The sequence below is a fragment of the Streptococcus caballi DSM 19004 genome, assembly GCF_000379985.1.
Classification (GTDB): Bacteria; Bacillota; Bacilli; order Lactobacillales; family Streptococcaceae; genus Streptococcus; species Streptococcus caballi.
This window is the reverse complement of record NZ_KB904064.1, coordinates 45,619-59,339: the sequence shown is the minus strand read 5'-3', so window position 1 is coordinate 59,339 and position 13,721 is coordinate 45,619. Positions and strand designations below refer to the sequence as shown.

The following is a 13,721-nucleotide window of genomic DNA, read 5'->3' as shown; positions in this document are numbered from 1 at the left end:
CGCCAGCCAAGTTTGGTCAGAGAAACCACTTCACTCTTAGATGCTGTGTAGTGATGGCTACCTGATTTAGCATTAGGATTATAAAGGCGATACATAGCAATTGTTCCTGCCGAATACCAAGCAATACCTTCATAGCGCCAACCCAGATTTGACAAATTAGTCATCTCACCCTTGTTTANTGTATANTGGTGATCACCGGCATTAGGATTATAAAGACGATAAACTTCCTCTCCTTTGGTCGGTGCATACCAGGCTACATTTTCATCACGCCAGCCAAGCTTAACAAGACTTACTTTTTCGTAACCATTTGAGGTATAAAAATGCTCGCCTGAGTTGGGATTGTAGAGACGATACATGGCTAATGTGGTGACTGCAGCTGACTGGGCTTGTGTATTAGCCGCTGACAAACTAGCTTCATCTTGTGACTTAGCTGCCGTTTTTTCCTCAACTACTGCTACCTCAGAGCTTAGACTATTTTCACTTGCTTGAGGCGCCTTCGACTGCTCATCTTCTACCCTTGTAGATACAATTCTTTCTTTTTGTACGCTAGTTACTTGAGTATTTGAAGTTTCAACTGATTTTGTTTCAGCCGATACTGGATCCGTCGGCTGCCCATCCTTTGCTTGGCCTACTACATCTACTTCTGTCGTCTGAGTGGTAGAAGCCGTTGGAACTGCTGGACTTACTTGAGTGTTATCATCTACTGCTGAGTTTGTTGTTGACTGAGATTGGTCAGTTGTGCTACTTACCCCGCTTGTAGATGAAACTGTCGTTGCTTCAGAAGCTGCGGAAGGTACTGTTATTGGCTGTACTACGGCTTGTGGTACCTCCACTTCCTCAGCAAAGACAATTCCAGCTGAACTTACCAAGAAGAAGGTCCCTAATAAAACAGAAGCTGTACCAATTTTTTTGTACTTACGGATAGAAAATTTCTCTTTACGTTTAAGTCCCATTTCTTCTTCTCCTACTCTTTTTTATTCATTATATCACAGTAAGAAAAGGCTTTCAATATAGCACTGAAAAAGAAGGTCCTAAACCTCCTTACTTCCTTATTTCAACTTATCATGTTCATAGGTATGACTGAGTTCAAGATTTGGAAAGGATTGCTGGCGCAATGCTTCGTAAATAATCATGCAAACAGTATTGGACACGTTTAAGCTGCGGACGTGTTCATCATTCATAGGAATGCGCAGAGCTTTTTCTGAATTAGCCCGCATAAAGCCTTCTGGCAAGCCCTTATCTTCACGGCCGAACATGAAATAATGGTCTTGGTCGTCATTATAATCTTCATCGGAATAAACCTTATCAGCAAATTTACTAATCAAATGAACCCGTCCAGTGCATTTACTCATAAACTCTTCTAAATTGTCATAAAACGTGATGTCCAACTTGTCCCAGTAATCTAATCCAGCACGTTTCATTTTTTTATCATCAATTGGAAAACCCATGGGACGGATGATGTGGAGGGGACTATTGGTTGCTGCGCAGGTTCTGGCAATATTACCTGTATTAGCTGGAATTTGGGGCTCAAAAAGGACAATGTGGTTACGACCGCTGTCTTTGCGGTGATTATTCTGGCTTAATTCTTCAATATTCATATCTTTTACTTCTCGATTTTCTCATAAAAAAACCACACTGCCCGGAGTCAAGCTCAGCAAACAATGTGGTTGGTGGCGATTCATTAACTTAAATCATAACAGGTTTGATTTAAACCAACGAATTCTTGTAGATTATTATAACACTTTACAAAGTAATGTCAATCACTTTAACTCTATTTTTCAAATAATATCTAAATATCCTTTTATTTACCGTTTCTAATCTGAGAATAAAAGGAAGTTAGCAAAAATTCAGTTTCAACTTAAAAAGAAATTTTTCAAGCATTCGGGCTAGACAGGCTGGTGTCATAATGGCAGAAGCTCAATAGCAAAGCTTAATTAGCTAGTTTCAAATTTTTGATTTCATTTTAGTGACTTTTACTTATTGGCGTGCATTTTTAGGGAAAAAAAGGTATGATAGTCTATATAATTTGGAGGTTATTATGAGAATAATTGTTGTAGGTGGTGGTAAGGTCGGAACTGCCCTTTGCCGCTCACTGGTTGAAGAAGATCACGATGTTATTCTGATTGAAGAAAATGAAGCTGTTCTAAAGCGAGTAACCAAGCGCAACGATATTATGGGAATTGTGGGCAATGGAGCCAACTTTAAAATTTTAGAGCAAGCTGATGTCAACTCTTGCGATATTTTCATTGCCATCACGGATAAGGATGAGGTCAACATGATTTCAGCTGTTTTGGCCAAGAAGATGGGAGCAAAAGAAACCATTGTCCGTGTTCGCAATCCTGAATATTCTAATGCCTATTTTAAGGACAAGAATTTCCTTGGTTTTTCACTGGTGGTCAATCCAGAATTGCTGACAGCTCGTTATATTGCCAATTCTATTGATTTTCCAAATGCTCTATCCGTTGAACATTTTGTCAACGGTCGTGTTATGCTGATGGAATTTAAAATTGTCAGCGACAGCAAGCTTTGCCAGATGACTCTTAGCCAGTTCCGTAAAAAATTCGGTAACATTGTCGTCTGCGCTATTGAACGAGATGGAAAAATCATCATTCCAAACGGTGATGCTGTTATTCAGGCGGAGGATCGTATCTTCATCACAGGAAATCGTGTGGAAATGATTCTCTTTCATAATTTTATCAAGGCTAAGATTGTCAAAAATATGATGATTATCGGTGCGGGTAAGATTGCCTACTATCTTCTCAATATTCTAAAACATACTAAAATCCATGTGAAGTTGATTGAGGTCAATCCTAAGCGTGCTGAATTTTTCAGTCAAGAATTTCCTCATGTCCATGTTGTTCAGGGTGATGGAACGGCTAAGAACGTTCTCTTGGAAGAAAGTGTTGAAAACTTTGACTGTGTCGCAACCTTGACAGGTGTTGATGAGGAAAACATCATTTCTTCTATGTTCCTAGAAACGCTGGGTGTTCAGAAAAATATCACCAAGGTCAATCGAACCAGTCTACTTGAAATTATTGACACCAGCCAATTTTCAAGTATTGTCACACCAAAAAGTATTGCCGTGGATTCGATGATGCACTTTATCCGTGGTCGTGTTAATGCTCAGGATTCTAGTTTGGATGCTATGCACCATGTGGCAAATGGTCATATTGAGACCCTGCAATTTGAAATTCGTGAGTCCAATAAGATGGCAGGAAAGAGCTTGTCCTCTCTAACCTTTAAAAAGAATATCGTTATCGCTGCTATCATTCGTAATGGTAAAACTATCTTTCCAACTGGCGAGGATGTCCTCCATGTGGGCGATAAAATCGTTGTCGTGACTCTGCTCAAAAACATCACGCGTATTTCAGATTTGTTAGCGAGGTAAGACATGAATAAAAGTATGATTCGTTTCCTCCTATCGAAATTATTGTTAATCGAAGCAGCACTTCTGCTAGTACCTTTGGTTGTCGCCTTCATTTACAGAGAAAATTTCACTGTTATTTCCAGCATCCTCATCACCATGGCCATTTTGCTGGCTCTGGGTGGCCTAGGAGTGCTCTTTAAGCCTAAGAATTACCACGTTTATACTAAGGAAGGTATGCTGATTGTTGCTCTTTGTTGGCTTTTATGGTCATTCTTCGGTGCATTGCCTTTTGTCCTCTCCAAACAAATTCCTAGTATCATTGACGCCTTCTTCGAGATGAGCTCTGGTTTCACAACGACTGGTGCAACTATTTTACCTGATGTAAGTGTCCTGTCTCATTCTCTTCTTTTCTGGCGAAGCTTTGCTCACTTGATTGGTGGGATGGGAGTGCTGGTTTTTGCGCTAGCCATTATGGAAAATAGTAACAACAGCCACTTAGAAGTCATGCGAGCCGAGGTTCCTGGCCCCATTTTTGGTAAGGTGGTTTCCAAGCTCAAAGAAACGGCACAAATTCTCTACATTATCTACTTGGTCATGTTCGTCATTTTCGCCCTTGCCCTCTGGTGGGCTGGCATGCCTCTCTTTGACAGTATTGTGACGGCAATGGGCGGTGCTGGGACAGGCGGTTTTGCAGTTTATAATGATTCCATTGCTCATTATCACAGTGCCCTGATTGCCAATATTGTTTCGGTTGGCACTCTGCTCTTCGGGGTCAATTTTAACCTCTACTACTTTCTCTTATTGCGCAAGTTCAAGGCATTTTTCGGAGATGAAGAGCTACGTACTTACTTTGCTATCGTCTTGATTTCAACAATCCTCATCTGGCTCAATGTTGGCGGTCTCTATTCAAGCGTAGGCAAGGGCTTAGAATACTCTTTTTTTGAAGTGTCAACCATAATCACAACAACTGGTTTTGGCATAACTGATTTAACGGTCTGGCCACTCTTTTCACAAGTTATTTTACTCATGCTCATGTTCATTGGGGGCTCTGCGGGATCGACAGCAGGGGGGATTAAGGTCATGCGAGCCTTGATTCTAGGAAAAATTTCCCGTAATCAAGTCATTTCCAGCCTCTACCCTAACCGTGTTATGACCATTCACGTCAATGGCAGTTCCTTAGAAAAGGAAACCCAGCATAGCATTCTCAAATATTTAGCCATTTACGTCATGATAATGCTGGCTTTGATTTTTTTTCTATCACTAGACAACAGCAACTTCATGGTAGTCGTCAGTGCAGCTGCCTCAACCTTCAACAATATAGGACCAATGCTGGGAACATCAGATACTTTCGCTATCTTTAGTCCATTTTCAAAAGTTCTCATGTCCTTGGCCATGATCGCCGGACGCTTGGAAATCTACCCAATGCTCCTACTCTTCATTCCAAAAACTTGGTCTAAATACTAACCACAAACACTTACAAGACAAGCTGTCTCTAGGGTCAGCTTATCTTGTTTAAAGACAATGGCTCATCTTTTAATAGCGCCACTGCTGGGTAACCTGAAAAATTCCCTTCATCTAATTAGATTAGACAAGTTTCTTTGAAAGGCAGCTAAATCTGATGATTTTAGGTGCTTATTATACTGTACCAACTCTCTGAGAAACAAAACAAGCGATTCACTGGTGTGAGTCGCTTGTTTTGTTGCGTTTTAAACTAAAATGGTCTGGGACCGGATCATGCCCACCCTGGACAAAGGGATGGCAGCGCATGATACGAACAATTCCCATGAGAACACCTTTAGCACCATGTTTGTCAATGGCTTCAATCATGTAATTTGAGCAGGTTGGGCGATAACGACAGGATGGTGGAAAAGCAGGCGAGATAAATTTTTGGTAGAAACGGACAGATGCTATTAAGAGCCTTTTCATTTGACCTTATTAATAGCCATGTTGTGCAACTGGCTGATTTCTTTTTTATTGAGACGGCGAAATTCACCGGGACGAAGACCCGTCAAATCCAAATTGCCAAAGCGTGTCCGTGACAATTTGTCTACCAAAAGTCCAACGTTTTCAAACATCTTCTTGACCTGATGATTGCGTCCTTCGTGAATAATCAATTCTACCAGCGAACGGTTCTTGTCAGGGTCAACCTTGATGATATTGTAGCGAGCCGGCTTGGTTTTCTTGCCATCTATAACGATACCACGCGTCAGTGGACGCAGATTTTCCTTAGTCGCTATGCCTTTGACACGCGCTAAATAAACCTTGTCAATCTCATTACGTGGGTGAATCATCTTGTCCGTGAAATCTCCATCATTGGTCAAAATCAAAAGACCAGATGTATCCCAATCCAAACGACCAACAGGATAAATGCGCTCCTTGACTTGGGGCAGGAGGTCTATGACTGTCTTACGTCCTTTTTCATCAGAGACGCTGGAAATCACGCCGCGTGGCTTGTTGAGGAGGTAGTAAACCTTCTCTTCATTGTAGATTGGACTACCTTCAACCTCTACTAAATCTCCTGACTTAACAGTCGTTGCCAGTTCTGTCACCACTTGCCCATTAATAGTCACTAGACCTTGTTTAATCAATTCTTCTGCTTTTCTGCGGCTGGCAACCCCTGCGTGCGCAATGTATTTATTAATTCTCATTTTCTTCTTTCGTTTCTTTTGTCTGCTCTTGGTCTGGGAAGGCTTCTTCTTGATGGAAAAGATTGATTTCTTGATCAACCAGTTCAATATTTGAAGCATCTACCAGCTCATCCAAATGATTAATCCCCATGTAATCAAGAAAATAATCCGTTGTCGCGTAAAGGTTGGGACGTCCTATCACTTCTTTCTTACCTGCTTCTGCAATTAAGCCAAAGGCCATCAATTTACTGATTGCTCCGCTAGAATTAACCCCACGTATATCATCAATTTCAATCCGTGTAATGGGTTGCTTGTAAGCAATGATGGACAGAACTTCTAAGCTGGCGCGCGACAAACTTTGATTAATGGGTGCCCTAGCATAATCCCTCAAGAGATCCGCAAACTTATCCTTGGTAACCAGCTTATAGCTGTTTGAAGTTTCTAGCAAAGCCAGGCTTGAATTGTCATCTTGAGCGTATTTTTCAGCTAATTTTTCTAACTGCTGCTGAAGCGCCGTCGGTGTCAAAGACAATATACTAGCCAGCTGGCGCAGCGTCAGACCATCTTCTCCTGCTACAAAGAGAAGGGCCTCAATCTGTGCTAAATAGTAAGTCATGCCTCTCCCTTTCTTAAAATGATTTGTCCAAAATTCTCTTCCTGTTCAACCGTTGCCTCATGCACCTTAATCAGCTCTAAAGTTGCCAAGAAAAGGGTCACCATCTCTGTCACACTCTGGCAATCCGCGAAAACATCCGACAGACTAATTTCTCTCTCTTCTGTCAAACGCTGGTTGAGACTAGCCATCATGTCTTCAATACGAAAATCATCTTTTTCAATGACCGTATGGCTTTGGCGCAAGCGATTTTGCTTCTGAGTCATGATTTGTGAGAAAGACAAGAAGAGATCCATGACAGATTTATCATGATTCAGCGTCACATCGTCAAAAATCAATTCCTGCTTGGGTTTGGCAAAGAACTTCGCCCGCTCATCATGCTGAGCAGAAAATTCTTGACTCAGCTCTTTGAAACGCTTATATTCTTCAATCTTACTCAAGAGTTCTACTTCAGGATCATCTTCTTCAGGCGCCATTTCAACAACTTTTGGCAGTAGTTTTCGACTTTTGATCAGCATGAGTTGACTGGCCATGACCATGTATTCGCCCGCCACTTCCAACTTCATGGCCTGCAAGGTTTCAATATAAGCCAAATATTGCTCAATCACCTCAACAATGGGCACATCGTAGATATCCACCTGATACTTGGACACCAGATGGAGCAGTAAATCTAAAGGTCCTTCAAAATCTTTTAATTTTATATCCATTAGTTTCTAAAATACTTCTCCAGTGTCACAGGACTCCGCAACCCCAAACTTTGACTGACCTCAAAAATGGACTTGCCTGCTTCTTTTTGATGCAAAATGTACTGTTCACGTAAGGTCTGAGCTGTGAATTCTGGCAAATTTTGCTCACGCAAAAACAGTTTGAGCTGCGCTAGTAACCATTGCCTTGAATAAGGTTTGCCAGCATGTTCAAATAAATATGTCCCATCTTTTTCCATAACTTGCTCCAAATAAGGCAACATTGTCCTTGGAAAACGGACAATCCTAACCAAATCGCCCTTCCTCAGCTGACAAATTAGAAAGTCCAGGTCCAGCGCAACTTGTTCCAGCTGAGCAATCTCACTGATTTGCAGACCTAATTCCACAATCAATAGGGCAATCAACTGACCAGCTGTCTGCTGGCTATCTGCATAAAAGACCGACAAATCCAAAAGCCTGTGATTAACAGGTTTCTCAGCTAATTTTTCCTTGATAGTTAGTTTATAAAAGCGGTCAACCTTACCTTGACTGTACAAATAGTACAAAAATTGATTAACAGCGGAGATCTTGCGTTTTCTAGCTGATAACTTGAGGTCAGATAAGGATTGCTCATAAAGTGCCAGTCTTTCCTGACTAAGACGATGATCAACTACCGCTTCAAACTGTTTCAAATCATAGAAATAAGACTGTCTCGTATTATCAGACAAATGCTTACTGTCAATGAAAGCTTTTATTAATTCAATCATGCGGTGTAATGGTGTAGTAATCTGTGAAATCATGCAAAAGACTGTTGACAGCCTTAAGGATAGATTTGCGCGTGATAATACCGATAAAAGTTCCTTGGTTATCCACCACAGGCAAGAAAGAATAGTCAATCAGTTTGTGCATGGTTTCTGTCAGACTAGCCTGATCACTAATGGTTTCAATCTTAGTGTTGACCATCTCAGCAATATCCATCTTAGACATCTCCCAATCCGTCAGCTGATGTTTGGCTTTGTAGGAAAGAATATCTGAAATACTAATGGTTCCGACATATTTCTTATCCTTGGTAATGACAGGCACGCGCGAATAGCCATTATTAGCCAGAAGCAACATGACATGGTCCGTATTGTGGCTATCAATAAAGATAGCCAAGTCATCCGCCGCTATCAGGTAATGATCCAAATGCTGGAGCAGAAAGTCTTCAAATTCTTTTGCAATCATCTATTAAATACCTCGGTTAATGCTGGGTAAAGCTCATGCTGGCGAGTAAAGTATTCTACTTTAATCTCTTCAGACGTTACAGTAATTTTAGCATACAGTTTCTCGTTGATGTCACCTCTTGGCTGTAAAACACTACCTGGATTGACAAAGACAGTCTTCCCATTACGCCAAGCAGCTGGACGATGCAAATGTCCATAGAGACAAATATCTGCATCCGCCTCTTGGGCAAACAAATCAAGACGATCCCATGTGAAATTAATATTGTAAAGATGGCCATGCGTTTGAGCCACGGTAAATTCTGGAAATTGCGTAATCAAGCGGTTAGGATAACCCGAATCGTAGTCACAATTTCCCGCAACAACATAGATACCATCCCAAATATCATCTTTACTAGATAATTCAGAGTCCCCATTATGAAAAATAGCATCAACCTTACCTTGATAACGTCCCTTAATCTCTTTGACAATCTCACGGTCTCCATGGGAATCACTCATCACGATTAATGTTCTTGTTGCCATGCTGGAAATACCTCCATTAATTTCTTAACAGCTTGACCTCTATGAGAGATTTCATTTTTTTCTTGGGCAGATAGCTGCGCAGCTGTCCGACCTGTTTCCCCCACCAAAAAGAGAGGATCGTAACCGAAACCATTGTCACCTCTGGGTTCTGTAGCAATGTAACCTGGCCAGTCTGCTTCAACAACCAGACTTTCCTTACCTGGCGCTGCCACAACCAAGGTTGTGTGGAATTGGGCTGAACGGTCTTTGAGTTCAAAAACCATGGCCAATTCATGCAATAATTTAGCGTTATTTTTAGCATCAGTCGCATCTGGCCCAGAAAAACGGGCCGACCAAACCCCAGGCAGTCCTCCTAAGACATCGACCTTCAGTCCCGAATCATCTGACAGCACCATTTTACCGGTGATTTCAGAGATAGTTTCAGCCTTCAGGCGAGCGTTCTCTTCAAAGGTCATGCCAGTCTCAGCTACTTCTGGCAAATCAGGGTAATCGTTAAGATTTTCAACCTTGATGCCCAGTTTCTCAAACATTTTTCGAAATTCTTTGGTTTTACCTTCATTTCGTGTCGCAATGAGGATAGTATCTCCAAGTTTTTCAGCACCACTATTGCCAAAAAAGTCATCAAGTTTGACACCAGCTTCTGGCAAATGTACCAGCAAAAGTCTTTCCTTTTCAGTCACCAAAACAGCTCCCTGATGCTGTTTGACTTTTAAAGGACGACCTGTTTCCTGAGCAATCATGTCTACAACAAAAGCAATCAAACGAAAATCAGATGATTTCTTGATAACCGTCACATCATAGCCGTTTGGCCGCCAGTTCTGATTGTCCTTAGAATCAACCTTGTCACTGTCAAGTAAACTAGCCAAATCATGATTTAACCTAAGGTAAGCCTCGTTACTAACCTGACCTAAACCAGCTAGAGTATTAAAACCCTGCCATTTTCCGACAAACCAGTTTTTTTCATCCTTATATTCGTAAATGTTATCAGTCATTTTTCACCTTTCTTAACCAGCAGGGTCGCATGTTCTACAGGAATGTCCTGATCCAGCCAATTGATAGCAATCATTTTGAAACTTTCTGGGTTGGCTGTGGTGTAAAAGCGATGCTTCACACCTTCTCCATCCCTGCTGCGATTGATTTGGAAATAATTCAGCAAAACAGAAATATCACGAACACACTCTGCTCCGCTATCAATTAGTGTAACCTGTGGACCCATGACATTTTGGATAATCGGTCGTAACAAAGGGTAATGCGTGCAACCCAAGACCAAGGTATCAACTTTGCCAACTAATGGCGCCAATGATTCGTAAACAACCTTCTTGGCAACACTAGATGCTATTTGATTAGACTCCACCAGCGGAGCAAACTTAGGACAGGCTAAGCTTTGGACCTCCATTTGAGGAGCTAAAGCTTTTATCTTTTCATTATAGATATCAGAAGCAATGGTCATAGGCGTTCCAATGACACCAATTTTCCCACCAGTCGATGATTTAATAGCAGCGCTAGAACCCGGTAGGATAACACCCAAAACAGGAATTTTCAGTTTTTCCTTAACCTCCTCCCAAGCTACAGCTGTCGCTGTATTGCAGGCGAAGACAATCATCTTGACATTCTTGGTCAAAAGAAAATTAACCAGCTCCCAAGTGTACTCTCTAATCTGTTCTGCTGGACGAGGGCCATAAGGAGCTCTAGCTGAATCACCAATATAAACAATTTCTTCATGAGGTAGTTGACGCATCAGTTCACGAACGACTGTTAAGCCACCAACTCCTGAATCTAAAAAACCAATTGGTCTATTATCCATATTTTTTCTTTCTAAAACTAGATTTGTTAAAAAACTCAGTTGGTGGAGCCAACTGAGTCATGCATTTCTGAGCTCTGTTCCCCAGAATCTAGTTTACGATAAACTACTAAAGCAGTCTTTCTAGGAATTAAACGAGAAGATCCTATTTTTTAGCTTTGGCTGCTGCTTTTGAGTGTTTAATTATATTGCGATAAGTTTGCTGCACTTTCGCCTCATTAGGCTTTTGCCCCATTTGACTCATCATCTCTCGAATAGCATCTGGTGTCAAACGTGGGTGTTCACCAAGCTCTTTTTCGATTTGTTTACGAGCAATAAAAGCACCACCAACAAGCCCACCAAATAAGGCAACGATAATTAATAAAATCCAAATAACAGTATTCATTTTTTATCCAGTTCTCCTAACTTTTTTAACGTACCTATTATAGCAAAAATGGAAAGAGTTTACAATTACAAAAGGTAGCTAGAAAAGCCCTTTTCAAATCAGCTTTCTGCCACCTTTCTCCTTATTTTTCAAAATCAAAACCATATAGGGTTGCGAAATAATCCTCTGGTTTTTCTGCACGACGAATCATGCGAGCACCGCCATCTTCCTGATAAAGAATCTCAGCCGAACGCAAACGACCGTTGTAATTGTAGCCCATAGAGAAGCCATGAGCACCAGTATCATGAATAATCAGCGTATCCCCGACACGTGCTTCAGGCAATTCACGATTTTTAGCAAACTTATCGTTGTTTTCACAAAGACTACCTGTCACATCTACCGTTTCTATATTGCCATCAGGGTTACTGATGTTAGTAATGTGATGGTAAGCATCATACATGGCTGGACGGAGCAAATTAACTGCAGAAGCGTCAACCCCCACATAATGACGGTAGGTATCCTTAAGATGCAAAACCTTAGTCACTAAATGACCATGAGGCGCTAGCATAAAGCGACCTAACTCAGTGAAAATCTTGATATGACCCAGACCATTTGGTACCAAAATCTTATCAAATTCTTGGTGCACCCCTTCACCGATTACAGCAATATCATTTTGCTTGTTAGCAGGACTATAATCAATCCCTACACCGCCTGACAAATTGATGAAATCAAGGCTAACACCTGTTTTCTCTTTGATTTCAACAGCTAGGTTAAAAAGCTGCGCTGCCAAGGTTGGATAATAATCATTTGTTACCGTATTAGAGGCCAAAAAAGCATGGAGGCCGAAAGATTTAACACCCTTGACTTTCAAGTCCTTGTACCCCTGAATCAATTGGTCATGGGTCATACCAAATTTTGATTCCTCTGGATGATCCATGATATCTGTTCCAAGTGAGAATACGCCGCCAGGGTTATAGCGCAGGGAAACAGTTTGAGGCAGACCAGCCACTTCTTCTAAAAAAGCAATGTGTTCATAAGCATCTAAATTAATCATGGCATCGATCTCACGCGCATAAACAAATTCCGCAGCCTTAGTATCATTGGAAGTGAAACTAATATCCTTGAAACCAAGTTTATGACTCATCATCAATTCAACATCAGTAGCACAGTCCACTCCGCAACCTTCTTCTTGCAAGATTTTCAAAATCGTTGGGTTTGGCGTTGCTTTAACGGCAAAATATTCTTTAAAGCCTGGATTCCAAGCAAAGGCCGCATTAACCGCGCGTGCTGTCTCACGAATCCCTTTTTCATCATACAGATGAAAAGGGGTCGGAAATTCTGCAGTAATCTTTGCTAGGGCTTCTTTTGTGATAAACGGTGTTTTCATGGGATAACCTCAAATGTTCAAAATATTAGGACTATTATAGCATAAAGCACAGCCTTTTGACAAAGTTCTTTAAGGTCTATTCTCTTAAAATCATAAAAAAACATTGAAAATGTCACCTTACTCATTAAGTACCAACTCAAGAAGAAATCTGTTTTTTTCAAAATAAAGCCAAAGTTACCCTTAATCTTTTACTCGTCATTCAGTTTGAGCAGCACAACACGTCAGCATGCTCCAAAAGCAACAGGTTTTAGTCGCTGTCAGGACAAGCTTGGGAGCTTGTCTTATTGAATACAGGAGCTCTCTACTAATGAGGTACATAAAATAGTTGATAGTATCAACATTGAGATCTAATTGGAGAAAAGTTTGAGCTCTTTTGCTTTGACGAACAGTTGGAATGAGAAAAAGGACACTAACAATAGTGCCCTTACTTTATTATTCGATTATTAATCATTTCTGCCGAAAATTCTCAACAAACTCAAGAAAAGATTGATGAAGTCCAGATAAAGACTAAGTGCCATTGAAATAGCCCATCCGTTCCCCACATTGCCGCCTGTTCCTTCATAGACACGCTTAATCATCTGATTATCATAAGCAATCAAGCCTGAGAAAATTAAAACAGAAACAACACTAATAATTAAACTCATCAAGCCACTGCCAATAAAAAGATTGACCAAGCCAGCAATCAAAATACCAATGATAGCCGCGTACATAGCCTTACCCATGCCAGATAAGTCTCGCTTAGTCACTGCACCGATAATAGCCATGACGAAAAAGAGAAGAGCTGACGATAGAAAAGCCTGTAAGACAGTTGTCTGAGCATAAGCCACGATGACAAAGCTGAGCGTAAAGCCATTAAGAGCAGAGTAGGTCAAAAAGAGCGGTAAAGCAGCTGGTGTATTCTTACGCGCTGCACCACTAGCTAAAAAAACAAGAATCAGCTCCAGAATGATGGCACCATAATAAATCAAAGAATGACTAGTCATGATGGCAACCATATTATCTGAAAAGACATAGAGCATAAGGAAAGAAACAAAGGCTGACAGGCCTATTCCAAAACCTACCAGTCCGTAAATCTTAGCAAAAAAGCGATTGAGACCTGTATCCGTCTCAGTATAGATAATATTATCGTTCATTTAA

At 41.0% G+C, this 13,721-nt stretch carries 16 protein-coding genes; 2 read left to right on the top strand and 14 right to left on the bottom strand.

Annotated elements, in window-relative coordinates; genetic code table 11:
* Nucleotides 1-953: YSIRK-type signal peptide-containing protein (locus A3GS_RS11345; RefSeq protein WP_018363801.1), on the bottom strand; the 953-nt coding region annotated here is incomplete at its 3' end.
* Nucleotides 954-1,049: 96 nt separating this feature from the next.
* Entirely contained in the window at nt 1,050-1,598 is a 549-nt protein-coding gene (locus A3GS_RS0102245) for a tRNA (cytidine(34)-2'-O)-methyltransferase (protein WP_018363800.1), read from the bottom strand.
* A 440-nt stretch (nt 1,599-2,038) separates the two neighbouring features.
* On the opposite strand from A3GS_RS0102245, the gene trkA reads away from it, so the two are divergent.
* Together trkA and A3GS_RS0102235 are read left to right on the top strand one after the other, a co-directional pair.
* The gene (gene trkA / locus A3GS_RS0102240; protein ID WP_018363799.1) at nt 2,039-3,388 is read left to right on the top strand and encodes a Trk system potassium transporter TrkA; all 1,350 of its coding nucleotides are present in this window, start codon (nt 2,039-2,041) and stop codon (nt 3,386-3,388) included.
* Nucleotides 3,389-3,391: 3 nt separating this feature from the next.
* The gene (locus A3GS_RS0102235; RefSeq protein ID WP_018363798.1) at nt 3,392-4,831 is read left to right on the top strand and encodes a TrkH family potassium uptake protein; all 1,440 of its coding nucleotides are present in this window, start codon (nt 3,392-3,394) and stop codon (nt 4,829-4,831) included.
* Between the two features lie 210 nt (nt 4,832-5,041).
* Here the strand turns inward: A3GS_RS0102235 and yidD are convergent, their stop codons facing one another.
* From yidD to A3GS_RS0102170, 12 genes are all read right to left on the bottom strand, one after another.
* Entirely contained in the window at nt 5,042-5,293 is a 252-nt protein-coding gene (yidD, locus tag A3GS_RS0102230; protein ID WP_018363797.1) for a membrane protein insertion efficiency factor YidD, read from the bottom strand.
* On the bottom strand, nt 5,290-6,015 hold the full coding sequence (locus A3GS_RS0102225; protein ID WP_018363796.1) for a pseudouridine synthase: 726 nt from the start codon (nt 6,013-6,015) through the stop codon (nt 5,290-5,292). Before A3GS_RS0102225 ends, yidD begins: the two co-directional genes overlap by 4 nt.
* Nucleotides 6,005-6,610, bottom strand: coding sequence for an SMC-Scp complex subunit ScpB (scpB, locus tag A3GS_RS0102220; protein WP_018363795.1), 606 nt, complete (start codon nt 6,608-6,610; stop codon nt 6,005-6,007). The genes A3GS_RS0102225 and scpB overlap by 11 nt, the downstream gene beginning before the upstream one ends.
* Nucleotides 6,607-7,314, bottom strand: a complete 708-nt coding sequence (locus A3GS_RS0102215) for a segregation/condensation protein A (RefSeq protein ID WP_018363794.1) — start codon at nt 7,312-7,314, stop codon at nt 6,607-6,609. The genes scpB and A3GS_RS0102215 overlap by 4 nt, the downstream gene beginning before the upstream one ends.
* Nucleotides 7,314-8,057 carry a site-specific tyrosine recombinase XerD gene (xerD, locus tag A3GS_RS0102210; protein ID WP_018363793.1) on the bottom strand — a complete coding sequence of 248 codons (744 nt, stop codon included), beginning with the start codon at nt 8,055-8,057 and terminating at the stop codon, nt 7,314-7,316. The genes A3GS_RS0102215 and xerD overlap by 1 nt, the downstream gene beginning before the upstream one ends.
* Nucleotides 8,050-8,514: a cyclic-di-AMP-binding protein CbpB gene (cbpB, locus tag A3GS_RS0102205; protein WP_018363792.1), complete on the bottom strand. Its 465-nt coding sequence runs from the start codon at nt 8,512-8,514 to the stop codon at nt 8,050-8,052. Before cbpB ends, xerD begins: the two co-directional genes overlap by 8 nt.
* Nucleotides 8,511-9,032, bottom strand: coding sequence for a metallophosphoesterase (locus A3GS_RS0102200; RefSeq protein ID WP_018363791.1), 522 nt, complete (start codon nt 9,030-9,032; stop codon nt 8,511-8,513). Before A3GS_RS0102200 ends, cbpB begins: the two co-directional genes overlap by 4 nt.
* Entirely contained in the window at nt 9,014-10,024 is a 1,011-nt protein-coding gene (locus A3GS_RS0102195) for a nucleoside-triphosphate diphosphatase (protein ID WP_018363790.1), read from the bottom strand. The genes A3GS_RS0102200 and A3GS_RS0102195 overlap by 19 nt, the downstream gene beginning before the upstream one ends.
* Nucleotides 10,021-10,836, bottom strand: coding sequence for a glutamate racemase (racE, locus tag A3GS_RS0102190; protein WP_018363789.1), 816 nt, complete (start codon nt 10,834-10,836; stop codon nt 10,021-10,023). Before racE ends, A3GS_RS0102195 begins: the two co-directional genes overlap by 4 nt.
* 142 nt (nt 10,837-10,978) lie before the next feature.
* On the bottom strand, nt 10,979-11,218 hold the full coding sequence (locus tag A3GS_RS0102185; protein ID WP_018363788.1) for a YneF family protein: 240 nt from the start codon (nt 11,216-11,218) through the stop codon (nt 10,979-10,981).
* Nucleotides 11,219-11,339: 121 nt separating this feature from the next.
* A complete protein-coding gene (locus A3GS_RS0102180; RefSeq protein ID WP_018363787.1) occupies nt 11,340-12,584 on the bottom strand; it encodes a diaminopimelate decarboxylase in 1,245 nt (414 codons plus the stop codon).
* Between the two features lie 443 nt (nt 12,585-13,027).
* A complete protein-coding gene (locus tag A3GS_RS0102170) occupies nt 13,028-13,717 on the bottom strand; it encodes a Bax inhibitor-1/YccA family protein (RefSeq protein WP_018363786.1) in 690 nt (229 codons plus the stop codon).
* Nucleotides 13,718-13,721: the final 4 nt, after the last annotated feature.